This is a genomic window from Aurantimonas sp. C2-5-R2 (assembly GCF_036549495.1).
Classification (GTDB): Bacteria; Pseudomonadota; Alphaproteobacteria; order Rhizobiales; family Rhizobiaceae; genus Aurantimonas; species Aurantimonas coralicida_A.
Genome location: NZ_JAZHLJ010000030.1, coordinates 24,081 through 47,527, shown reverse-complemented (window position 1 = coordinate 47,527; position 23,447 = coordinate 24,081). Strand labels below are relative to the sequence as shown.

21 protein-coding genes and 1 tRNA gene are annotated in these 23,447 nt (G+C 65.2%); 12 read left to right on the top strand and 10 right to left on the bottom strand.

Features of this window, described 5'->3' with window-relative positions:
- Positions 1-461: 461 nt before the first annotated feature.
- Together VQ044_RS14000 and VQ044_RS13995 are read right to left on the bottom strand one after the other, a co-directional pair.
- Positions 462-650, bottom strand: coding sequence for a twin transmembrane helix small protein (locus VQ044_RS14000; RefSeq protein ID WP_327647815.1), 189 nt, complete (start codon positions 648-650; stop codon positions 462-464).
- 106 nt (positions 651-756) lie between these two features.
- Positions 757-1,647, bottom strand: coding sequence for a DMT family transporter (locus VQ044_RS13995; RefSeq protein WP_327647813.1), 891 nt, complete (start codon positions 1,645-1,647; stop codon positions 757-759).
- A 264-nt stretch (positions 1,648-1,911) separates the two neighbouring features.
- On the opposite strand from VQ044_RS13995, the gene VQ044_RS13990 reads away from it, so the two are divergent.
- Positions 1,912-2,871 (top strand): AEC family transporter, encoded by a 960-nt coding sequence (locus VQ044_RS13990; protein ID WP_327647812.1) that lies wholly within the window; start codon positions 1,912-1,914, stop codon positions 2,869-2,871.
- Here the strand turns inward: VQ044_RS13990 and gluQRS are convergent.
- Complete coding sequence (gluQRS, locus tag VQ044_RS13985; RefSeq protein WP_327647811.1) at positions 2,837-3,775, bottom strand: tRNA glutamyl-Q(34) synthetase GluQRS; 939 nt, start codon at positions 3,773-3,775, stop codon at positions 2,837-2,839. The two genes, VQ044_RS13990 and gluQRS, sit on opposite strands and share 35 nt — an antisense overlap.
- Before the next feature lie 92 nt (positions 3,776-3,867).
- Here gluQRS and VQ044_RS13980 point away from each other — a divergent pair, with 92 nt between their 5' ends.
- The 3 genes from VQ044_RS13980 (at position 3,868) to VQ044_RS13970 (ending at position 6,632) form a co-directional block, all read left to right on the top strand.
- The gene (locus VQ044_RS13980) at positions 3,868-4,515 is read left to right on the top strand and encodes a DNA-3-methyladenine glycosylase family protein (RefSeq protein ID WP_327647810.1); all 648 of its coding nucleotides are present in this window, start codon (positions 3,868-3,870) and stop codon (positions 4,513-4,515) included.
- 170 nt (positions 4,516-4,685) lie between these two features.
- Positions 4,686-5,246: an HNH endonuclease gene (locus VQ044_RS13975; RefSeq protein ID WP_327626244.1), complete on the top strand. Its 561-nt coding sequence runs from the start codon at positions 4,686-4,688 to the stop codon at positions 5,244-5,246.
- Between the two features lie 174 nt (positions 5,247-5,420).
- Positions 5,421-6,632, top strand: a complete 1,212-nt coding sequence (locus tag VQ044_RS13970; RefSeq protein WP_327647808.1) for a DUF3095 domain-containing protein — start codon at positions 5,421-5,423, stop codon at positions 6,630-6,632.
- Here VQ044_RS13970 and VQ044_RS13965 read toward each other — a convergent pair whose 3' ends face one another.
- The 3 genes from VQ044_RS13965 to VQ044_RS13955 are packed head-to-tail and all read right to left on the bottom strand — an operon-like array spanning position 6,633 to position 8,709.
- Positions 6,633-7,538, bottom strand: coding sequence for an AEC family transporter (locus VQ044_RS13965; protein ID WP_327647807.1), 906 nt, complete (start codon positions 7,536-7,538; stop codon positions 6,633-6,635). It lies immediately after the preceding gene.
- Positions 7,539-7,581: 43 nt separating this feature from the next.
- Complete coding sequence (locus VQ044_RS13960; RefSeq protein ID WP_327647806.1) at positions 7,582-8,115, bottom strand: disulfide bond formation protein B; 534 nt, start codon at positions 8,113-8,115, stop codon at positions 7,582-7,584.
- 12 nt (positions 8,116-8,127) lie between these two features.
- The gene (locus tag VQ044_RS13955; RefSeq protein ID WP_327647805.1) at positions 8,128-8,709 is read right to left on the bottom strand and encodes a YqaA family protein; all 582 of its coding nucleotides are present in this window, start codon (positions 8,707-8,709) and stop codon (positions 8,128-8,130) included.
- 171 nt (positions 8,710-8,880) lie between these two features.
- Here VQ044_RS13955 and VQ044_RS13950 point away from each other — a divergent pair.
- Together VQ044_RS13950 and VQ044_RS13945 are read left to right on the top strand one after the other, a co-directional pair.
- A tRNA-Leu gene (locus tag VQ044_RS13950) sits at positions 8,881-8,965 on the top strand.
- 25 nt (positions 8,966-8,990) lie between these two features.
- Positions 8,991-10,664, top strand: coding sequence for an AMP-binding protein (locus VQ044_RS13945; RefSeq protein WP_327647804.1), 1,674 nt, complete (start codon positions 8,991-8,993; stop codon positions 10,662-10,664).
- A gap of 6 nt (positions 10,665-10,670) precedes the next feature.
- Here VQ044_RS13945 and VQ044_RS13940 read toward each other — a convergent pair whose 3' ends face one another.
- The 4 genes from VQ044_RS13940 to VQ044_RS13925 form a co-directional block, all read right to left on the bottom strand.
- Complete coding sequence (locus VQ044_RS13940; protein ID WP_327626158.1) at positions 10,671-11,954, bottom strand: GNAT family N-acetyltransferase; 1,284 nt, start codon at positions 11,952-11,954, stop codon at positions 10,671-10,673.
- A gap of 130 nt (positions 11,955-12,084) precedes the next feature.
- Entirely contained in the window at positions 12,085-12,636 is a 552-nt protein-coding gene (locus tag VQ044_RS13935) for a DUF924 family protein (protein WP_327626159.1), read from the bottom strand.
- Between the two features lie 54 nt (positions 12,637-12,690).
- The gene (locus VQ044_RS13930) at positions 12,691-13,854 is read right to left on the bottom strand and encodes a CobW family GTP-binding protein (RefSeq protein ID WP_327647802.1); all 1,164 of its coding nucleotides are present in this window, start codon (positions 13,852-13,854) and stop codon (positions 12,691-12,693) included.
- Positions 13,855-13,864: 10 nt separating this feature from the next.
- Positions 13,865-15,265, bottom strand: coding sequence for a D-alanyl-D-alanine carboxypeptidase family protein (locus tag VQ044_RS13925; protein WP_327647800.1), 1,401 nt, complete (start codon positions 15,263-15,265; stop codon positions 13,865-13,867).
- 164 nt (positions 15,266-15,429) lie between these two features.
- Here VQ044_RS13925 and VQ044_RS13920 point away from each other — a divergent pair, with 164 nt between their 5' ends.
- The 6 genes from VQ044_RS13920 (at position 15,430) to VQ044_RS13895 (ending at position 23,400) form a co-directional block, all read left to right on the top strand.
- Positions 15,430-16,599 (top strand): M20 aminoacylase family protein, encoded by a 1,170-nt coding sequence (locus VQ044_RS13920; protein ID WP_327647799.1) that lies wholly within the window; start codon positions 15,430-15,432, stop codon positions 16,597-16,599.
- Positions 16,600-16,727: 128 nt separating this feature from the next.
- A complete protein-coding gene (locus VQ044_RS13915; RefSeq protein ID WP_327647797.1) occupies positions 16,728-17,486 on the top strand; it encodes a Crp/Fnr family transcriptional regulator in 759 nt (252 codons plus the stop codon).
- Between the two features lie 460 nt (positions 17,487-17,946).
- The gene (locus VQ044_RS13910; RefSeq protein ID WP_327626163.1) at positions 17,947-18,600 is read left to right on the top strand and encodes a CarD family transcriptional regulator; all 654 of its coding nucleotides are present in this window, start codon (positions 17,947-17,949) and stop codon (positions 18,598-18,600) included.
- 419 nt (positions 18,601-19,019) lie between these two features.
- Positions 19,020-19,886 (top strand): RNA polymerase factor sigma-32, encoded by an 867-nt coding sequence (locus VQ044_RS13905; RefSeq protein WP_327626164.1) that lies wholly within the window; start codon positions 19,020-19,022, stop codon positions 19,884-19,886.
- Positions 19,887-20,275: 389 nt separating this feature from the next.
- Positions 20,276-20,797 carry a hypothetical protein gene (locus tag VQ044_RS13900; RefSeq protein WP_327647795.1) on the top strand — a complete coding sequence of 174 codons (522 nt, stop codon included), beginning with the start codon at positions 20,276-20,278 and terminating at the stop codon, positions 20,795-20,797.
- Positions 20,794-23,400: an HWE histidine kinase domain-containing protein gene (locus VQ044_RS13895; protein WP_327647793.1), complete on the top strand. Its 2,607-nt coding sequence runs from the start codon at positions 20,794-20,796 to the stop codon at positions 23,398-23,400. Before VQ044_RS13900 ends, VQ044_RS13895 begins: the two co-directional genes overlap by 4 nt.
- Positions 23,401-23,447: the final 47 nt, after the last annotated feature.

Sequence of the window (23,447 nt, the reverse complement as noted above, 5' to 3'; positions counted from 1 at the left end):
GGGATGCCGGAGGCGGACCGTATTGACTTAAAAATAGTCGGAGGGTTCGCCTCCGGCATCCCGCCGCTCGTCAGGAGTGGCATCAGGGGGCCCTCAGCGAGCCGCAAGGCGAAGCTTAAGGAGGGGACAGAGAACTCTCCGGCCCGAGCGGGCGCGGAGGCGCTGTCGCATGGGGAAAAACCCCTCACCCGGTTCGCTGCGCGAACCACCCTCTCCCCGCAGGGGCGAGGAATGGCGCCCTTCCGAAACTGTTCGCGTCCATCAGGAACAGAAAAAAGCGCCGACAGGAACGCTGCCGATTCTTCTCCCCGGCGGGGAGAAGGTGGCCCGAAGGGCCGGATGAGGGGCGAGCGCAGCGAGGCAGCCGAGGATGACGAAGGCGGGTAATGCCGCGCCCCCACTCTCCCTCATCCTGAGGTGCGGAGCGAAGCGGAGCCTCGAAGGGCGAGGGAAAGCGCGCCCTACCTTGCAAACAACAGCACGGCGACGAGGACGAGGACGGCCAGGCCCTGCAACAGAATGCGGGCGCGCATCAAATTCTGGGAGGTGCTGTTGGAGCCGCCCTTCATCAGATTATAAAGGCCCGCGACGAGAACGCCGGCGGTCGCGAGCATGAAGAACAGGGCAAGGTAGATCATAATATCGGACATGCCGGCCTTTTACGGATTTCGAGTCGCGGAAAGCGCAATATAGACAGCGCGGGCGACGGCGCGAGCCCCCGGTCACCGAGGCGTGTCGCGAGCGCGAACCAGCGGTTCATAGGCCGGGCGGCACCAGCTTGGCCTTGCGCTTGCGCGTTGCGGCGGCAACGCCGACCCCGGCGATGACGAGGCCGACAAGCTGGATCGGCGACAGCGTCTCGCCGAACAGCAGCCAGGCCGTGACGGCGGTGACGCCCGGCACCAGATACATCAAGGACGCGACCGACGACACCGCGCCCTCGCGGATCAGATACAGCATCAGGAACACCGCCCCGATCGACAGGACGAAGACCAGCCAGACCAGCGCGAAGACCAGCTCGCCGGTCCAGTCGAGCACCATCGTCTCGGTCGAGGCGGCAAGAATCAGCGTCGGCACCAGGGCGCCAAAATATTGCAGCGCCGTGCCGGTGCGAAGGTCGACGCCGCCGACGAAGCGCTTCTGCCAGACCGAGCCGGCCGAGATCGCGAAGGCCGACAGGACCACCGGACCGAGCGTCAAGAGCCGGTAGTCGCCCGAGCCGTCGAGCTTCGGCAGGATGACCAGGGCGACGCCGACAAGGCCCAGCGCCAGACCGGCGAGATGGCGCGGCTGCACCCGCTCGCCGAGGAAGCTGGCGGCGAGGATGGTGGTCAGGACGGGTTGCAACCCGACGATCAGCGCGGCGATGCCGGCGTTGAGGCCATGGCGCACGGCGAAGAACACACCGCCGAGATAGACGCCGTGGATCAGGCTGCCGGCGATCATCGCGTGCGCCGCCGGCCGCCAGCCGGGCCAGGGCGCCCGCATCAGGAGGACGACCGCGCCGAGGATGGCCAGCGCCAGCGCATAGCGCAGCGACAGGAAGGTGAACGGCTCGGCATGGGGCATCGCGTAGCGCGCGCCGATGAAGCCGGTCGACCAGAGCAGCACGAAGATCGCCGGAAAGAAGGGCAGCAACCTGTTCACTGGGGACGGCCTTTCGAGATGGGCGGGTCGGCGGCGGACGGGCGGGCGGGCGGGCGGCGGAAAGCGTCGCGCGCGCTTTTTTCTTTCAGCGCGGGATGAGGGCGGAAAACCGGTGCCCCCATTTCCTCATCCCGCTCTAGCAGGGCGGCGCGCCGGCCGAAAGCCGGATATCGTCAGCTTGTCTGACGGAATCGGGTCGCAAGCGTTTGCCTTGCCGCCCGGCGGCGTCTATCGCCGGGTTTCAGCGATCATCCGGCCCGTCTCATGCAAGACATCCTCAATATCATTGTCCCGATCTTCGGCCTGATCGCCCTCGGCTTTCTGGCGGCCAGGGCGAAGCTGTTGTCGGATGCGACCGGCGAGGCCCTCGCCCGCTTCGTCTTCGTCGTCGCCGTCCCGGTGCTGCTGTTCCGCACCCTCGCCACATCGGCCTTCGGCGACGCCAACCCGCTGTTTTTGTGGCTGACCTATTTTAGCGCCATCGCCATCGTCTGGACGATCGGCAGCGTCGTGGTCCGGCGCCTCACCGGCGCCGATCGGCGCGCCGGCGTCATCGCCGGCATCTCGTCGAGCTTCGCCAACACCGTCTTCGTCGCCATCCCGACCATCCAGCGCGCCTATGGCGACGCCGGCCTGCAACCGGTCTTGCTGATTCTCGCCATCCATCTGCCGGTGATGATGATCGTCGCGACACTGATCGTCGAGCGCGCGGCTGTCCTCGACGCGCGCGACGCCGGCACCGCGCCGCCGCAGATCTCGACGGCCGCGACGCTGAAGCGGGTCCTGAAGAACCTTGCGACCAACGCCATCGTCGTCGGCATCCTGTCGGGTCTCGTCTGGCGCGCCACCGGGCTGCCGCTGGAGCCCCATGTCGACGAGATCACCAAGCTGCTCGGCGGCACAGCCGGACCGCTGGCGCTGTTTTCGCTCGGCATGTCGCTGACCCGCTACGGCTTGCGCGGCGACGTTCTTTCGTCGGCGATCGTCGCGACGCTGTCGCTAGTGGTGATGCCGGCGATCGTCTTCTTTCTCGGCACCTGGCTCGCCCTGCCGCCGGTGTGGCTGAAGGGGGCCGTGCTGACCGCCGCCGCGCCGGCCGGCGTCAACGCCTATCTCTTCGCGGCCTATTTCCGGTCCGGCGAGAAGCTGGCGGCGACGACGATCCTGGTCTCGACGGTGCTGTCGGTGGTTACCCTGAGCGTGTGGCTGACCGTTCTCGGCTGAAACATTCCGCCGCCGGCCGGCCCGGAAATCCAACCATGCGGCGAATGTCCTCGGCGCCGAGACCGGCCTCGCGCAGAGCCTTCAAGGAGGTGTCGCGGGCACTTTTCGACAGCTTGCGGCCGTCGGCGCCGAGAATCAGGTCGTGATGGTGGTAGCGCGGCGCCGACAGGCCGAGCAACGCCTGCAGAAGGCGATGGACGCTGGCGGCGTGGAACATATCCTGCCCCCTGACGACATCGGTGACGCCCTGCAGCGCGTCGTCGACGACGACGGCCAGGTGATAGCTCGTCGGCATCTCCATGCGGCCAAGCACGACATCGCCCCAGTCGAGCGGCCGCGCGGCGATCTCGCCGCTGGCGCCGTCCGGCGAGCGCCCGGTTTCCGTGAAACTCAGCGCCGGCACCCGTTCGACCGCCGCTTCCATGTCGAGCCGCCAGGCGAAGCGTTCGCCGTCGCTCATCTTCCGCTCGCGCTCGCGCGTCGACAGCTTGCGGTCGAGGCCGGGATAGAGCGGCGCCCCGTCGGGATCATGCGGCCAAGGCTTGCCGGTTTCCTCGATGTGCCGCTCGGCATGGGCGCGGATGTCGCCGCGCGACATGAAGGCCGGATAGATCAGCTCTTCGTCGGCCAGGGCTTCGAGCGCTGCGGCATAGTCGGGAAAATGCTCCGACTGCCGGCGCGGGGTGTCGTCCCAATCGATCCCGAGAAAATACAAATCGTCCTCGAGTTGCTGCTCGTAGGCCTTGGTGCAGCGCGCCCGATCGATGTCCTCGATCCGCAGGAGAAAGGTTGCGCCCGCCTCGCGCGCCATCTTGTGGTTGAGCAGCGCCGAATAGGCGTGGCCGAGATGCAGTTCGCCGTTCGGACTCGGTGCGAATCGGAACACGGCTGACGTCGTTTCCATCGAATTGTTTCCCCTCGCTTGTCGGCCGATGCTCTAGACTCCGATTGCGTGAGCAACGTGACAGAGTCGCGGCAATTGAGGAACCGGGCGCCATGATCAGGACACAAGCCGACATCGACGCGGCGCTGGATGCGCTGCGTCTGGCGGACGATCGCCTGCATCGGGTGATCGAGGCGGCCGGCGTGGTGCCGCTTCGCCGCGGCGCCGGCGGGCTCCGGGGTCTCGCCGGCATCATCGTCGCGCAGCAGGTATCGAAGGCGAGCGCCGACGCGATTTTCGCGCGGTTCACGCAGGAGATCGACGTCGACGACGCCGGGGCGATCCTCGCCGCTTCCGACGAGGCGTTTCGCCGCGCCGGCCTGTCGCGGCCGAAGCAGCGGACGATGCTGGCCGTCGCCGAAGCCATACGCGAGGACGCGCTCGATTTCGCGCGGGTCGAGGCGGCGTCCCCCGACGACGCGATCGCGGAACTCCTCGCGGTGCGCGGGATCGGGATCTGGACCGCCGAATGCTATCTCTTGTTCTGCGCTGGCCATCCCGACATCTTTCCCGCCGGAGACCTCGCCTTGCAAGCGGCGCTGGGCCATGCCTTCGAGCATGAAACGCGTCCGGCCGCGGCGGCCGTCGCTTCTATCGCAGAGCGCTGGTCGCCGCACCGTTCGGTCGCCGCGCGTCTGTTCTGGTCCTACTACGGCGCCGTCACGCGCCGCGACGCGGCTCCGGCGCCCGCCGCCGAATGACCCCCGCGAGATTTATCCACAGATCTTCTCCACGGGTCGACCGCACTGCGGGAAACGGGGGGAACCGTCGGCGAAACTCGCTCGCGCCCAGGCTTCACAAAGGCGACACGATAGAGCACGATAGTCGCGCCAATTCAGGTCCGACCGCAGGGAGTTAAGGAGAACGACCGGTGACGATCGCCGTGAATCAGGACTTATCTCCAGCGCTCGTTCTGAACGCCGACTTTCGGCCGCTCAGTTATTACCCTTTGTCGCTCTGGTCCTGGCAGGATGCCGTCAAGGCGGTGTTCCTCGACCGGGTGACGATCCTGGCGGAATACGACCGGGCGGTGCGAAGTCCGACCTATTCGATGCGGCTTCCCTCGGTCGTCTGCCTCAAATCCTACGTCAAGCCGGCGCGTCATCCTGCCTTCACCCGCTTCAACGTGTTCCTGCGCGATCGCTTCCAGTGCCAGTATTGCGGTTCGCCGCAGGAACTGACCTTCGATCACGTCATCCCCCGCTCGCGGGGCGGGCTGACGACCTGGGAGAATGTCGTCGCCGCCTGTTCGCCCTGCAACCTCAAGAAGGGCGGGCTGATGCCGAGGGCGGCGCGCATGTTCCCGCATCAAAAGCCCTATCAGCCGAGCGTCCACGATTTGCACAACAACGGCCGGCTGTTTCCGCCGAACTTCCTGCACGAGAGCTGGCTCGATTATCTCTACTGGGATTCCGAACTCGATCCCGAATAGGCGCATCGATCGGCGCGCCATTCTCGACCGACCCGATCGAAGCCTTTCATCCCGTTCGTGCGAAGCTGCATCGACGACGCAACGATGCGCGCTTCCCGCCGCGCCCCTCGATGCCGGAGCAGCGGACGACAATAAAATGGCCGGCGAAGCGCCTCGCCTGAATCGGGACGATCGATGCACGAACCGCCAGACAAAGTCCGCGCGAAGCCGACTAGCACCGGCCTCGACTTCTACGCGGCGTTGCCGACGTCGGCGGACTTCAGTCGTCTCGGCGACCCCGCCGCCTATGTGCCGCTTCCGGACGACTGGGTCGTCGGTGTCGCCGACATCGTGCGCTCGACCGCCGCCATCGAAGCGGGCGCCTACAAGCAGATCAACACGGTCGCCGCGGCGGTGATCGCCGCGATCGCCAACGGCCTTTCCGGAAAGGACTTTCCCTTCGTGTTCGGCGGCGATGGTGCCGGATTCGCCCTGCCCGCTGCCCAGGCTGAACTTGCCCGAACGGCCATGGCGGCTGTCGCCGGCTGGGCAGACGAGGCTTTCGACCTGACCCTGCGTATCGCCATGGTCCCGGTCGCGACGATCCGGGCAAACACGCACGACGTGCGGGTCGCCCGCTTCTCTCCCTCACCCGATGTTGCCTACGCCATGTTCGACGGCGGCGGCCTCGCCTGGGCGGAACAGCGGATGAAGGCGGGGGAATATCAGCTGGAACCGGCAACGGGCGATGCGGCCCGGCCCGACCTGACGGGCCTGACCTGCCGATTCGCGGAGATACCGGCTAGCCGTGGCCTGATCCTGTCGATCATCATGGTCCCGGCTCCGGACGCCGCGCCGGAGCGTTTTGCCGCCCTGGCACAAGAGATTGTGGCGCTGGGCGCCGATGGAATTGAGGTCGGCAGCCCGGTTCCGCCCCAAGGGCCTGATCTGCGCTGGCCATCCGCCGGCTTCCGGATCGAGGCAAAGGTCTGGGCGGCAAGAACCGGTCGAGCTCTTTGGTCGTCACGGCTTTCCGTCCTTCTGCGCTCCTTTCTCGCCCATCTGACATTCACGACGGGCATCCGGGTCGGCCGGTTCGATCCGAGACGTTATCGGGCCGAACTCGTGCGCAATACCGATTTCCGCAAATTCGACGACGGCCTCAGGATGACGCTGGACTGCACGCCGTCCGTCGCTGATCGGATCGAGCAGCGGCTGCGCCTGGCGGCGGCCGAGGGAACCGCGCGGATCGGCACCCACCGTCAGGGCGCGGCGCTGATGACCTGCTTCGTGCCCTCGGCGAGCCGCAGCGACCATGTCCATTTCATCGATGGGGCAACCGGCGGATATGCAGCGGCGGCGGCCATGATTCCCGGAGATGCCGGCGATGACAGCGACAGGGCCTGATCAGCCGAACAGGGACAGGACCAGCGGCAGGCTTGCCGCCGCGAGCAGCGTCTGCAGGGTGACGAGACCCGCCATCAGCGTCGCGTCGCCCTTGAACTGTGTCGTCAACACATAGGCGGTCGGGGCGGTCGGCAGCGCAAAGAAGATGACGAGTAGCGAGGCGTCGAGCGGCGACAGGACAAACAGCCATGCGACCAGCGCGGCGACGAGCGGCATGGCGACGAGCCGGCCGGCGCTGTTGAGAAGAAGCGTCGTGGTCTCGGCCCGCGCGGCGGCGAGCTTGAGGGCGGCCCCGACACACAAGAGGCCGAGCGGCAGGCTGGCAGCGGCCAACAGGCCAAGGAATCGGTCCGTCCCGAACGGAAGGCCAACGCCCGTGAGGGCAAAGGCCGCCCCGGCGGCGCAGGCGAGGATCAGCGGGTTGCGAACCAGCGGCATCAGCAACTGGCGGGCACTGGTTTCGCGTTCGGCGGTCAGGGCGATGACCGACAGGACATTGACCGCCGGTACCAGCACGGCGAGGACGACAGCGGCCCGCGCCAGGCCCTCGGTGCCGTAGAGGCTTCCGACCAGTGCCAGCCCCAGATAGGTGTTGAAGCGGATCGTGCCCTGGACCAGCGGCCCGTAGCGCGCGGCCGGCCACCCTCGCCAGCGGCGCAGCAGCGCAAGGACGATGGCGGCGACAACCATCACGACGAGGATCGCCGCGGCGAAACCAAGGAGGGTCGGATCGGCCAGCGGCGCCTTGGCAAGGCTTGCAAAGAGCAGCGCCGGGAAGAGAACGAAATAATTGAGCTTCTCCGCCGCCGGCCAGAAGCCCTCGCCTGGAAAGCCCGACCGCCGGAACACAAGGCCCGCGAGGATCAGGGCAAACAGCGGCCAAAGGGTCAGGAAAATCGCCGGCATCGCCTCGTATCAACCCTTTTCGGGGAGATCGCCTCGCTTGTCCTCAGGCGAATCGGTCGGCCTTGGCGACGGCGCCGCGCAGCGCCACGGCCGCGAAGAGGGCGGACGCGACGGCGTTCCAGCCGGCGAAGGACAGGCCGAGGAAGCGGCCGGCCGCCTCGTCGCAGGAGGGCGGTCGGATGGCGTCGATGGTGGCGAGGAGATCGCCGCCCATCAGGTCGCTGCCGCCGACCTGCCCGCAATCGGCCGGTCCCGGCCAGAATCCCCACTCGACGCCCGAATGGAAGACGCCGAGATAGAGGGAATAGAGCATGATCAGACCGATCGCCAGGAGCAGTGCGCGGGTCAGAACAGCCGGCGCCCGCCCCGCCGCCGCAACGAAGGCGACAAGCGCGATCGGGATCGCCACGTAATAGGGGATGCGCTGCTGAAGACAGAGGGCGCAAGGGATGTAGCCCCCGACATGCTGGAACAGCAGCGCCGTCCCGACGGTCATCGCCGTTCCCACGGTGAGGAAGCCCGATGCCAACGTTTGGCGAAAGCCGGTCGGACGCTGGAAACGTTCAGTCAATCCCATCGAAATCATCCGTTACATCAAATACCGCAGCACGACGAAGCCGCCGACGAGCAAAACCATGAAGAGGGTGAAGAGCATGCCGAGATTGTTCTCGATGAACCCCTTGATCGGCGCCCCGTAGCGGTTGAGCAGCCAGGCGACGAGGAAGAACCGCACGCCCCGGCCGATGATCGAGACGACGGTGAAGGTCAGCAGATTGAGCCCGGTGACGCCGGAGAAGATCGTCAGGACCTTATAGGGAAACGGCGTCATCGCCGCGAACAGCACCGCCCAGCCGCCCCAGGAATTGTAGCGGGCCGTCAGTTCGGCGAAAGCATCCGCCTTGCCGTAGAGCTCGAGAATCGGCCGGCCGACGAGGTCGAAAAACAGGGCGCCGATGGCATAGCCGAGAAACGCCCCGAGCACCGAAGCAACCGTGCAGACCAAGGCGATTCGGAACCACTTCGCCCGGTCCGCGATCACCATCGGGATCAACAGCACGTCCGGCGGGATCGGAAAAACCGAGCTTTCGATGAAGGACACCGCAGCCAACGCTCGTTCCGCATGGCGGGTCGCGGCCAGGGACATGACCCAATCATAGAGGCGGCGGAGCATGGCGGGTTCCAAACCTGGGGTGCGAGACGAGGCCCGCGCGCATGGCTGGCGCATAGGACGAACGCGGCGCAAACGCAATTGTCGTTACCGCATTGCACAGAAGCAGGGCCGTCGGCATTGACCGAGGACCCGTTGCGGCTATAGTCCCGCGTCGAATGGCCGAGGCCGTTCGCCCCTGTGGCGGAATTGGTAGACGCGCGCGACTCAAAATCGCGTTCCGCAAGGAGTGCTGGTTCGATTCCGGCCAGGGGCACCAATGTTCCGGCGCTGTTCTGGACGACATGACCACATCATCATCCTATGCCGATCTTTACGCCAGCTTCCGCTGGAATCTGCCGGGCCGCTTCAACATCGCGGCGGCCTGCGCCGATGTCTGGGCAGCGCGCGAGCCGGACCGGATATGCCTGATCGAGGATCGCGGCGGTGACGCGGCGCAAACGCTGACCTATGCCGAGCTTTCGCGTCGCTCCGTGCGGCTGGCGGCCGGTTTCGCGGCGCGGGGCGTTGGGCGCGGCGACCGGGTCGCGATCGTGCTGCCGCAAAGCTTCGAGGCGGCGATCGCGCATCTGGCGGTCTATCGCCTCGGCGCCATCGCCGTGCCGCTGGCGCTGCGTTTCGGGCCGGAGGCGCTCGGCTTTCGCCTGCAGGCATCGGGCGCGCGCATGGTGGTGACCGACACCGCCGGGCTTGCCACGCTTGCCGCTGTCGATAGGCCGCTGCCGGATCTCGCCGAGATCGTCGCGGTCGGGACGGAAAAGCCCGGCGTTCTCGACTTTGCCGAGCTTGAAACGCAAGCGGCCCCGGAGGTCGGAACCACCGACACGACGCCGGACGACCCGGCTATGATCATCTTCACCTCCGGCACCACCGGCCCGCCGAAGGGCGCCCTGCACGGCCATCGCGTGCTGCTCGGGCATCTGCCGGGCATGCGCTTCCACCACGAAGGCTTTCCCAAACCCGGCGACCGTCTCTGGACGCCGTCGGACTGGGCCTGGGCCGGCGGCCTGCTCAACGCGCTGTTGCCGTCGCTTCTCCTCGGGGTGCCGGTGGTCTTCACCAAGGCGCGGTTCGAGGCCGGAGAGGCCTTCGCGCTGATGGCGCGGCAGAAGGTCCGCAACGCCTTCCTGCCCGCGACGGCGCTGCGCATGATGAAGGGCGCCGCCAGCCCGGACGCGGTCGCCGGCCTCGATCTTCGCACCATCGGCTCGGCCGGCGAGTCGCTGCCGCGCGACACGTTCCTGTGGGCGCGGCAGACGCTTGGGCTGACGGTGAACGAGTTCTACGGCCAGACCGAATGCAACATGGTGCTCGGATCGTCGGCGGCTTATGGCGTGTCGCGCGCCGGCGCGATCGGCAAACCGGTGCCCGGCCACCGCGTCGCCATCCTCGATCTGGACGGGCGCGAGGTGGCGCGCGGCAAGACCGGGACGATCGCGGTCAAGGCACCCGATCCGGTGATGTTTCTCGGTTATTGGCAGGACCCGGCCGCAACGGCGGCAAAGTTTTCCGGCGACTGGCTGACGACCGGCGACCAGGGCGTCATGGACGAAGAGGGTTATGTCACCTTCTTCGGGCGCGAGGACGACGTCATCACCTCGGCGGGTTATCGGATCGGTCCGGGTGAGATCGAGGATTGCCTGATGACCCATCCGGGGGTTGCCCTTGCCGCCGTCGTCGGCAAGCCGGACGCGATGCGCACCGAAATCGTCAAGGCCTATGTCGTGCCAGCCGACGGATATGCGCCGGATGCCGCATTCGCGGCCTCGGTCCAGCGCTTCGTGCGCGAGCGGCTGTCGGCCCATGAATATCCGCGCGAAGTCGCCTTCGTCGGCGAGATGCCGCTGACGACGAGCGGCAAGATCGTCCGCCGGGTGTTTCGGGAACAGGCGAAGCAGGAAGCCGGGTTGGAGACGTCGGAAAGCACAAACTTCCACGACGCCTGCCGTGCGGGATAGGCCCCTCTATGAAAAGGACAGCATGGCCCGCAGCCGCTCGCGCATCAGGCGGGCGAAGTTGCGCGAGCGGCGCATCGACGAAAGGCCTTTCGCCGCCGCTTCGACGCGCCGCGCGCCATTCGGATTCAGCCCGAGAACGATGGTCGCGATCTCGATCCGGTCGGACCAGAATCGATTCATGACGAAATGGTCCGGCATGGCGCAGGAATCGGCGCGCTTGACGGCTGGATCCGCCAGCAAGGCGCGGGTCGCTTCGGCAACGATCTGCTGCCCCGGCGAGGCGGCAGCGAAGGCCTCGTCATAAGCGCTTTTCCAGGTGTAGGCTTCGCCACGATCAACGAAGGCGACAAGGCTGGCCACCGTCCGCGTCCCCACTTTGAGCGTGAAGACGCGCACCCGTCCGTCGGCGGCCAGAGCATTGACCGCTTCGCGGGCGAAAGCCGCGCGATAGCGGTCCGTGATCAGGGCACTGCGCTGCCGGCCCTTCCAGCCGCTGGCCTCCAGAACGAAAAAATCCTCCAGCGCCAGTTGGACATCCGCCTTCGTGCGGGCGACGTCGAAACTGACCTGACCGGTGGCTTCGAGCAGACGGCGCTGACGTGCGAGTTCGCGCCGGCGCCGGCCCGAAAGAGCCGACAGGTTGTGAGGTTCGCCGTCGGCGTCCTTGAGCAGCGCCGCACGCGTAAAACCGTTGACGCAGGTGGCCGGCAAGCCGCGTTCCTTCGCTACCGCCAGAAGGGTCGTCGCCATCGCTCCATCGATGCGGACATCCGGCAGGACGAGGACATCGGGCAGGGCGAATTCAGGCCTTGCGATGGTTTCGAGAAAGCTCGCCAGCGTGTCGGCCGGATCGTCGCCATCGACGGGCAGCGTGCCCAGCGGACCGAACGGATGCGTCCAGGCGCGGATCGTCGCGGGCCCGCCGACGGACGCCGACCGTTCCAGCGAAAACGGCATCAAAAGCCTTAACCTGCTGCGAGAGCCGGCTTCGTCGCGAACCACCATGAGCCGGACCTTGCGTTCGTCGAGTCGCGGCATGGCCGGCACGAGAAACTGCGGATCGAAGAAGACGTTCGGCTCGATCGCCCGGCGGGACAGATGCGACAGTTCCTCGACCAGACCGAACGCGGCCATCGGGGCATAGATGGAGAAGTGGCGGATAGTATCGCCGCGCGAAACGGCGATGTCGCGCTCCGGATCGTGGACGAGCTCAGCTCCGCCGGCCAGCGCAATCTCGGGAGCGGCCAGAGGCGGAACGAACAACTCGTCGACTAGAGGCTTGGCTGCCATAACTCGATGATCCAAATGCAGTCATTCGACGCGATTTGCGCTTCTCACGCACGAATCCGATCGGTTCTCCTGCAAAGGATTAGCGCCATAGCCTTAAGAATCAGTCGCCGCTAAGGGCTGGCGGGGGAATTTACCCGGCGAACCCGCCATCCGCGAGAAATTGCCGTTCGGATTCGCTCGATTCCCGACCGAGAATTAGGTTGCGGTGGGGAAAACGTCCGAACCGGGCGATGATGTCGCGATGTTCCCTGGCGAAAGCGACATTGCTCTCGTCGCCGATCTCACCCATCCACGCGACGCAAGCATCCTGATCCGCCAGAATCTCCGAATGCATCATCGGCATGGCGAGAAACTGGTTCACGTCCTCCGCGACCGTTCGATGGTCGCCGCGGGCGAGTGCCTCTCGGGCGATTTCCAGCGCCTGGTCGTCCGTCGCGAAGGCTTTTGGCGTGTTCCGGAACATGTTGCGAGGAAACTGGTCGAGGAGGATCACGAGCGCCAGCGCTCCCGTCGGATCGCTCCGCCACGCCTGGAGTTCGCCGCGGACCGCCTGTTCGTAGATGTCGCCGAAGCGCCGCAGGATGGTCTCGTCGAATTCGGCGTCCTTGCCGAACCATCGCTCCGGACCGGCCTCGCGCCAGAAATCGACGATGGTCTGGGGATCGATCGAGACGGTACTCATGGAGGACTCCCTTGGGCAAGCAAGGCGGCAGGCGTGCCGCCGGAAGCGATCCGGTCAGCGGAAGCGATGTCCCGGCACCGCCAGCGGGTTGGCTTCGAGGGCGGCCCGGTCGGGCGCATCAGTACGAACCCCGCCTGTGAAGGCAGCGAAGAGATCACGGACATAGGTTTCTGGAAGCGCTTCGCCGATCAGGACGATCCGCGTTTCCCGGTTCGCGCCGGCCGGCCACGCGGGAAGCTGCGCGGGCGGGTGCAAATAGCCCTGCACGCCGTGCAGCACGACCGGGCGCTCCGGGTATTCGCGCGTATAAACCAGCGCTTTCATGCGCAGGATGCGCTGGCCCTGGGTCGAGCGCAGAAGATCGAGAAACCCGTCGATGGCGTCCCAAGCCACCGGTTCGCGGCACACGATCGAGAACGAGCGCACCGCGCCGTGGTGGTCGTGCCCGTGGTGATGATGTGGGAAGGCGCTATCATCGGCGCCGTGAGCATCGTCGCGGGCTGCCGAAGGGTGAAGTTCGGCGCCGGATTCCAGGCCCAGCCATCGGTAGGGATCGGCGGTGCCAGAAGCTGGATCGTAGACGCCGCAATTGAGCAGGCGCGACGCCAGCGCGCGCCCGTCGCCCGCGTCGATGACCGGCGCACGCGAATTCAGCGCGGCGATAGCCGCGTCCGGGGACTCGGCTCCGGTCTCCGACGCCAGGTCGGACTTGGTGAGGACAATTCGGTCGGCGACCGCCACTTGCCGCTGTGCCTCTTCCCGCTCGGCCAGGTTCCGGGCGCCGGCCAGCCGGTCGACCACCGCGACGACCCCGTCCAGCGCATAGGTTTCCAAAAGGCCCGGATGGGTCATCAGCGAGGCGAGGATGGGAACCGGGTCGGCGAGACCGGTGGTCTCGATGATCACCCGCTCCAGCGCCGAATCACCGCTGGGGCGCGGGCGCGTCGCCAGCGTGATGAGGGTTTCGACGAGTTCGCCGCGCACGCTGCAGCAAAGGCAGCCATCCGACAATTCGATGACCCCGTCGCTCGACGCCGTCTCGACGAGGAGCTGGTCAATCCCGGCCTCGCCGAACTCGTTGACGACGACAGCCGTATTGGTCACGGCCGTCTCGCGAAGCAGACGGTTGAGCAGCGTCGTCTTGCCGGACCCGAGAAACCCGGTGAGGATGGTCAGCCGGATCGGTCGCCGCGCCTTGTCGAAAACCGAGGCGGTCAAGACGAATGCATCAACGGAGCGCCGCCGGCTGACGCGCCAGGCCGGTTGCCGGATCGTCACGGTAAATTCCGAACCGCGAGGTTTTGCCGCCCACCGGGCCGGGATCGATCGACACGGTCATGTCCGCGGCTTCGGCGGGCGCCGCGTCCAGGGGCGGTGGTTCGTTCTCGTCACCGCCCACCACCTGATCGAAGACGCCGACATCGGCGGCCACGACGGGCGGCACAAGGGCGTTTACGGATTCGGGCAACGTTAAGGCGACATCCTCCGACCGACTGGGCCGTGGCGTGGGCAGCGGGATGCCATAGGCCGATATCAAGGAGATGCCCGGCTCGGCGATGGCGTTGCCGGCTGCTCCGCCAAGACCGACCTGAAGCGCGACGGGCGAACGATTCATCTCGTGAAGATACGGTGAGCCGTAGGTCTCCTCGCGCTCCTTTTCCTCGACGCGGTCATTGGCGCGGACCGAGCGGCCCTCGGCCGAACAGATATAGCCGCTGACGTCGAGCGGTTCGCCGCTCGCTGTCGGCAATTCGTCGATGGTGGTGTCGATTTTCGCGAGATCGGCTTTGAAACCAGCTTCCAGGATCTCGGCGGCGTTACGTTCACGCTCAATGGTGCCGTTGGCGCCGATGACAACGGCGACGAGCGTGCGCCGGTCGCGCGTCGCCGACGACACCAGATTGAACCCGGAGGCACAAATATAGCCGGTCTTCATGCCGTCGGCCCCGTCGAAGCGGCCGAGCAGCTTGTTGCCGTTGTTCATGACCCTCTTGCCGTTGGAGATCGCCTCGGTGTTGAAGAAGTCCGAGAAGGCCGGAAACTCCCGGCGGATGGCGACGCCGAGAATGGCCAGATCCTTGGCACTCGCGTACTGGCCGTCGCCGGGCAGGCCATTGGGATTGATGAACCGCGTATCCAGCATCCCGAGCCTCTTCGCCGTGTCGTTCATCATGGCGACGAAATTCTCCATCGAGCCCTCGCCGATCGTCTGCCCGATGGCGTAGGCGACGTCGTTTGCCGACTTGACCAGCATCATCCGCAAGGCGTTGTCGAGTCGGATAACCGAGCCGGGCTGATAGCCCATCTTGCTGGGCGGCTCGGCCGCCGCGCGGCGGGTCATGACCACCGGCGTGTCCAGCGCCGCACGCTCCTCGCGCAAAGCTTTCAGCGCGAGGTAGGCGGTCATCAGCTTGGTCGTCGAAGCCGGGTAACGGCGCTCGGTCGCGCGATCCTGTGACAGCACTTTCCCGGTCTCGACATCGACGACGATCGACGCCATCGGCTGCGCGGTATCTTCGGCGGCCATCGCGCGCGAATCGCGGCCCGCGATCGGCATCACGCCGAGCAACGCCACAGCGAGGCAGGCCGCGGTCAAAAATTGAAAATGACGGGAGGCAAGCGTCTTCACGCTGGATTCCTTCATTGATTGCGGTCAGTCTGCGCACTTTGCTGAACCTGAACGATTCAACGGGGCGCTTAGCTCCAAGCTGTGACGCAAGCATGGCGTGTTACAGTTGCCGCCGATGAATGCGCCAGGATTCTAGCCTGCATCAGGAAAACCGGAAAGTATCGATGCCTGTCAATAACCGAATTGCCGAAACGCAGACCGAGATCGCGGGATGGCGCCAGCATCTCCACGCCCGGCCGGAAATTCTCTACGACGTGTTCGAGACGGCGGACTTCGTCGCCGGCAAGCTGCGCGCGTTCGGCTGCGACGAGGTCGTTCCCGGCATCGGCAAGACCGGCGTCGTCGCGCTGGTCCATGGTCGCGGCGGCGCCGGCGGCCCGATGATCGGGCTGAGGGCCGACATGGACGCGCTGCCGATCGTGGAGGAAACCGGCCTCGAATATGCCTCTCGGACCCCCGGGGCCATGCACGCCTGCGGTCATGACGGCCACATGGCGATGCTTCTGGGCGCTACCCGCAGCCTCTGCGAGACGCGCGCCTTCGACGGCACGGTGGCGGTGATCTTCCAGCCCGCCGAGGAAGGCGGGGCCGGCGGCAAGGCGATGCTCGACGACGGTCTCTTCCGGCGTTTTCCGATCGCCAAGGTCTACGGCATGCACAATCTGCCGGGCATGCCGGTCGGCCAGTTCGGCATGCGCCATGGCGCCACCATGGCGTCGACCGACGAATTCGCCATCACGATCGAGGGGCGCGGCGGGCACGCCGCCCTGCCCCATCGCACGATCGACCCGATTCTCATCGGCGCAGCACTTGTGCAGGGGCTCCAGGCGATCGCCGCCCGCAACGCCGACCCGTTGAAATCGATGGTCGTTTCGGTGACGCAGTTTCACGCCGGCTTCGCCCACAACATCATACCAGACACGGCGATCGTGTCCGGCACGGTGCGTGCGCTCGAAAAGGGCCTGAGAGATTTCGCCGAGCAGCGCATCCACGAGATCGCGCGCGGCATTTGTGCCGCGCACGACGCCACCGCCGCGATCGCCTATGATCGGAATTACCCGATCACGGTGAATGATCCGGCGGAGGCGGATTTCTGCGCCGATGTCGCCCGGGAGATCGTCGGCGCGGACAATGTCAATGCCGACGCTGAGCCGATGATGGCCGGCGAGGATTTCTCCTACATGCTGGAGGAAAAGCCGGGGGCCTATGTGTTCATCGGCAACGGCAACAGCGCCAGCCTCCACAATCCTGCCTACGATTTCGCCGACACGGCGATCGCATTCGGCGCAAGCTACTGGCAGCGCCTGGCCGAACGGGCGCTCGATCGGCTGTGAGGCGGCCTCGCCGTCACGGCTACGATGTTTGTCGGCCCTGCGCCGGACCGACGTGCTAGCTATGGCGCCGCAGGCTGCGAAGGCACGGCCGACGCAGAGGTTCGCAGTGTTGCGGGGAGAATCGACCATTGGCGGATGCGGCACAGAGGGTTCTGATACGGCGCCTCGATCTAGTGGCCGATCTCAATGACGATGACCGGGAGGCGCTGGCCCGGCTGCCAATCCTGGTCAGGGAGGTGGGTGCGGGGGTCGATATCGTCAGCGAAGGTCAGCACGTCACGCAATGCTGCATCCTGATCGACGGTTTTACGCGCCGTTATCGCCACACCTTCGAGGGCAAGCGGCAGATCATTGCGTTTCACGTCCCGGGGGACATTCCCGACCTCCACAGCCTGCATATCAACATCATGGACCACAGCTTCGCGGCGACAACGCGATCGCTGATCGGCTTCGTATCGCATGAGGCCGTCTGGTCGCTGTGCGTGTCACATCCGAACATCGCGGCGGCGCTATGGCTTGAGACGTTGATTGACGGCGCGATCTTCCGCGAATGGATCGTGGGACTGGGTCGCCTGTCTGGCACAAGCCGTACGGCACATCTTCTATGCGAACTCGCGATGCGGTTGCGATCCGTGGGGCTGTCACCCGAAAACGTCTACCGTATTCCGCTGACCCAGCATGAACTGGCCGACGCGCTTGGCCTGACCGTCGTGACGGTCAATCGCGTGCTGCAGGAACTCAAACTCAAAGGGCTGATCGAGCGCGAGCGCTCACGCATGGTGATCAAGAACTGGCCGGCCCTGGCACGGATCGGCGAGTTCAACGCCGATTATCTTCACTTTCGTATAGGTGTCGACATGGCCAGTGGAGACCTGCCCGCGACCTGACATGCCACGGGATGTCCCCTACCGCTGACGGAAACGGCCCTCCCAAATACGGGGCACTCGGGGCACAGGAGACCACGGCCGGTCATGGGCGGCGGAACGATTCGCCTGATTCGCAGGCGCTCGCGATGCTGCGCCGCACGAAGAACGCTTAAACGCCCAAAAACCTTGAATTTTTCGCCAGAACAGTGTAGTGTGGAAAAACAGTCGGGCGTTGTGGCCGCGAGGCCACGCCATCTCGCCCCGTGGGTCTTTCCGAAAGGTCGCTCCCTCATCCTCTTGAACACCACGGCTGCGCAACACCGGATGGTTTGCGCGGAACCCGTGAGGATGCGAACGACCTGAACCCAACGACTGCGGTCCGATCGGTTTCCGAAGGACCCGTGCAATCGGCGGCGCCAGCGTCGTCACCCGTGTCTAGCCGCTGGCGTGGCCAGGCACAACAGGGAGTTATAAAAAGCGTATGAGCAGTCAGAAGAAGACATTAACCCGCCAGGGCTTCAAGACCGGCGAGAGCATCGTCTATCCGGCTCACGGCGTGGGCCAGATCGTCGCAATTGAGGAACAGGAAGTCGCGGGCATGAAGCTCGAGCTGTTCGTCATCGACTTCGAGAAAGACAAGATGCGCCTGAAGGTGCCGGTCGCCAAGGCCGAGTCTGTGGGCATGCGCAAACTCTCCGAAACGGATTTCGTCGAGCGTTCGCTGAAGGTCGTGCAGGGACGCGCCCGGGTCAAAAAGACCATGTGGAGCCGTCGTGCCCAGGAATACGATGCGAAGATCAATTCCGGCGATTTGATTCAGATCGCCGAAGTGGTGCGTGATCTTTACCGCGCGGAGAGCCAGCCGGAGCAGTCCTACTCCGAACGCCAGCTCTACGAGGCCGCGCTCGGCCGGATGGCGCGCGAGCTCGCCGCCGTCAACGAGGTGTCCGAGACGGAAGCGGTTCGCCTGATCGAAACCAACCTCAATAAGGGTCCGAAGCGTCTCAGCAAGGCGGAAGCAGAAGCCGAAGCCGAAGCCGAAGCGAACGAGGCCGTTTCCGACGCCAATGGAGAGGCCACCGCAGCCACGCCGGCGACCGACAACAGCGAGACCGAACAGGTAAAAGCCGCCTGACACGCGATCGATTGGCCTGATCTCGGCACAACGAAAGTTGCGCCGTCAGGCTCCTGTCCGACATCCAATGAGGCCGGCCGCTCGAACAGAGGGCCGGCCTCATTCGTTCGCGCGGCTGGGCCCGCGCCTTCGACAAGCCTGCTGCGTGGTCCGTTGTCGCCCGGAAGGAAGATTTTCGTGATGGCGGCTTGTCAGCGACCGCCCGATTGCGCATGATGGATTGAGGCTCATCATGATTTGCGACCTCGGATCGCGCCTGATCTTGCCCTAAGACCTTTCCCCTCTACATTCCCCTAAAAAGTTTTCCCCTCCGGGAACGTTTGCGGGTGATGTGCGTTTTGCACAGACCAGGCGCGGATTCCCAAACAGCTTCGCGCAACAGGCTCAAGAGCCTCGAAAGCTTGACTGGAGGGTAAAAAATGAAATCCCAATCCGCTGGCCGCACCTTGATCCGCGCAGCGATGTCCGCGCCCTACCTCCAACGGGAGGAAGAGTACGATCTCGCCGTCCGCTGGAAGGAGCAGCACGATCAGGAAGCGCTTCACAAGATTACGTCCGCCCACATGCGGCTGGTCATCTCCATGGCCTCGAAATTTCGGCACTTCGGACTCGCCATGAGCGACCTCATCCAGGAAGGCCATGTCGGCCTCCTGGAGGCGGCCGCGCGCTTCGAGCCGGAACGCGAGGTCCGGTTTTCGACCTATGCCACATGGTGGATCCGCGCCTCGATCCAGGACTACATCCTGCGCAACTGGTCGATCGTCCGCGGCGGCACCTCGTCGGCGCAAAAGGCGCTCTTCTTCAACCTTCGCCGGTTGCGCGCACGGTTGAGCCAAGGCTCCGAGAGCCTGACCGGCGTGGCCATGTACCGCGAGATCGCGACGGCGCTGAAGGTTTCGGAAGGCGACGTGGCCTTGATGGATTCCCGCCTCTCCGGGCCGGATTCCTCACTCAACGCGCCGTTGATGGAGGACGAGTCGGGCAGCGCCGATCGTCAGGACTTCCTGGTGTCCAACGACCCCCTGCCCGATCAAATGGTTTCCGACTCGATCGACGACGAGCGCCGCGTCACTTGGCTGAACAGCGCCCTGAATGTCCTGTCCGACCGTGAGCTAAAGATCATTCGCGAGCGCCGCCTGCAGGATGATGGCGCCACACTGGAAGCGCTCGGTCTCAAGCTCGGGATTTCCAAGGAGCGGGTGCGACAGATCGAGACGCGAGCGCTGGAAAAGCTGAGGGCTGCGTTGCTGGAGACGAATGCGGATCGGGCCGCTTACGTCAGCTGAGTCAGCCCACCTGACAAGACGTGCCGCTGGGCCGCCGGAAGGTGGCCCTTTGGGTTTTTTGGGGACGCAGTTCCGGCGTAGGCGCGAGGCCGACTACGGCTTGTGGTAAGTGGTAAACGACGCCAGACAGCCGCGCCGAGCGCGCACCGAAAGGCACGCGCAGCAGGTTGCGGACACGAACGACAATTGCCGCGCCTCTGCGTTTGCGGCTAGGGTTGACGTTACGCCGCCACAAGCTCAATCCCAGCCGGACGATACCCGAATGCAACATGACTGATGCCGCGCTCGCAAGCCCCCTGGACGGACCATCGTCGGCCCCTTCGTTGAGACAATTGCTGCGCTCCGGAACCACGGATCGCCATGCTGCCCTCGACCGGATTTTCGAGGGCATGACCGAAGCCTCGGATCCCGGCCTCTATCAACGTTTCATCGCCATGAATCATGCGGCGCATTCGGCCCTGGAACCGCTTCTCTCAGGACATGCGGGGCTCGACGCGACGATCGGCTCGAACTTGCGGACGATCCTTCTGCCGGCGCTGGCATCGGACATGCGGCAAATGGGATTGCATCCGGCCGCCCCTATCCCCTTCCCCGTTCGCCCCGTCGGGCTCCCGGAGGCAGCGGGCATTGCCTATGTGCTCGATGGGTCGCGGCTCGGCGCCCGGTTCATCCATCGCGATTTCCTGGCACGCGGCCTTGCCCGGCGATGGCCGGGAGTTTCGACCGCCTATCTGGAGGCGGCGGCACGCGCCGACGGTTTCCGGGACCGGATGAACGACCTGTCGGTCGCCATATACGCCGCGCCCCATCGCGCTCGCGCGCTCGCGGCCGCGAATGCCGCTTTCGCCCTGTTTGATGCCGCCATCGCCGGCTTCCCACACCCACCCGAAGACGGGAACGTCCCATCGTGACCACCGACGCCGCTGTTCCGTTTCAGGTCGATCTGTCGAACTGCGATCGCGAGCCCATTCATCTGCTGGGTCGCATCCAGGAATTCGGCTTTCTGATCGCGGTCACCGCCGACTGGATGGTCCGGCACGCGTCGATCAATATCGGCGATTTCGTCGGCAAATCGGCGGACGATCTTCTCGGCGTGCCGCTCGTCACCATCTTGCCGGCATCGACGATGCACGCGGTGCGGGGGCGCCTGCAGGTGCTGTCGAACAATGACGGCTCGGAGCGGCTCTTCGCGATCGATGTGTTGGAGAACGGACAGTATTTCGATGTCGCTATCCACCGATCGGGCGATTCGATCGTGTTGGAGATGGAGCCGGCCTCCGCGCGACGCTCGGCCGATTCCGGCGCGCTCGTCAAAGCAATGATACTGCGCATCCAGAAAGCGCACGATCTGGAGACGCTCTATCGCGAATGCGTGCGGCAATTGCGGGCCGTAACCGGGTTCGACCGGGTCATGCTATATCGATTTCATGATGACGGTGCCGGTGCTGTCATCGCCGAATCCGTGCGCGGCGGCTACGAGCCGTTTCTCGGCCTCCATTATCCGGCAAGCGATATTCCGCAGCAGGCACGCGCGCTTTATATCCGTAATCAGATCCGGATCATCGCCAATGTCGATGCCGAACCGGTTGCGATCACGCCCGCGCTCAGCCCCGAGGGGCGACCCCTGGATCTTTCGCTTTCGCTGCTGCGGGCGGTTTCGCCGATCCACGTCGAGTATCTGAAAAACATGGGGATTTCGGCATCGATGTCGATCTCGATCGTGATCGACGGCAAGCTCTGGGGCCTGTTCGCGCTGCATCACTACGCGGCGCGGCACCTGCCGATGGAGTTGCGAAGCGCCATCGAGCTCTTTGGCCAGATGGCCTCCTTCGTCATCGAGGGCCGGATCCACAAACAGCGTCGTGAGGCCGACGAGGTGGCGCGCGACCTGCACGATCGCTACATCAGCAAACTCGTCGCAGCGACACCCTCGGTCACGTCGCTTGCCGACCATGCCGAAGAGCTGCGCGACTTCATCGCCTGCGACGGGCTCGCGGTCTGGGCGGAAGACGAGGCCCGAACCTTCGGTCAATGCCCGAACCCGCAGGAAATCGCCGAACTCGCACGGTTCCTCAACCGTGCCTCCGCCAGCAAGGTCTATGCGAGCGACAAGCTGAGCGAGGTCTCCCCGGACGCCGCCGCTTTCACGGATCAGGCTGCCGGCATGCTGGCGATCCCGCTTTCCCGCAGTCCGCGGGATTACCTTCTGTTCTTCCGCAAGGAGATCGTCCAGACCGTCAGTTGGGCCGGCAATCCCACCAAGAAGCAGACTGTGATGGGGCCGAATGGGCCGCGGCTGACCCCACGCGAGAGCTTCGAGGTCTGGAAGGAGTCGGTGGTCGGCAGGAGTAGTAGCTGGACGGAGTCGGAGCTGAAGCGGGCGGAGGCTCTGCGGGTTTCACTTCTGGAAGTGCTGTTGCATTTCAACGAGGAAAATGCGCGCCATCGCGACCTTGCCACCCAGCATCAGGAATTCGTCATCGCCGAACTCAACCACCGGGTTCGCAACATTCTCAGCCTGATCCGCGCCCTGGTCGGGCAAAGCCAGGCGGGAGCCGATTCGGTCGAGGAATTTGGCGGCATCATTGGCGGGCGCATCCAGGCGCTGGCGCGGGCCCACGACCAAATCACCCGCCAGACCTATGTCGCCCAACGCTTGGGCGACATCATCCAGACCGAAGTGCAGGCCTATGTCGGTCGGAACGCCGGCCGCGTTCATCTCGAGGGGCCGGATATCTTTATCGAGGCGAATGCCTTTTCCACCCTGGCGCTAGTGTTCCACGAAATGGTGACCAATTCGGCGAAATACGGCGCACTCTCCGATACGAAAGGAGTCGTGCGTGCCGGCTGGACGATCGCGGCAGACGGCTCTTGCGAGCTTCACTGGCACGAGAGTAATGGCCCGGTGGTCTCGCCACCCACGCGCCGCGGCTTCGGCTCGACGATCATCGAGCGCGCGATTCCCCACGATCTCCGCGGCGAGGCGGAGGTGACTTATCCGGAGTCAGGTCTGACCGCACGCTTTCTGTTCCCGGCTTCGGCCTTCCATTTGGACAGTGGCGACCGGCAAACCCCGAGCGAGGCGACACCGCAGGCGAAAGCGGCTCCGAGGAGCGAGGCCGTGACGTTGGACGGTTTGAGCTGCCTGATCGTCGAGGACAGTGTCATCATTGCGCTCGACACCGAGCAACTGCTGCTCGACAATGGCATGGAAAAGGTCTTCACGGCCGCCAACCTTGCCGAGGCCCGCCAGCTCATCGAGACCGAAACTTTCGATGTGGCGCTGCTCGACGTCAATCTCGGCGCTGAAACCAGCTTTTCCCTGATCGGACCGCTCAACCGCAAGAACGTCCCCTTCGTCTTCGTCACCGGTTACGGTGAGAGGCTGGAATTGCCCGAAGACAACCCTCCCGAAGTCGAGGCTATCCGCAAGCCATTTGCCGGACATGAGGTGGTGGAGGCGATCGCGCGCGCCGCCGCGCGTCGCAAGGACGAGCGAGGAGCGCGAGCCTAATAAGAAGGGGATCGAATTTTTCCGGGGTATGGAAAAATTCAATCGAT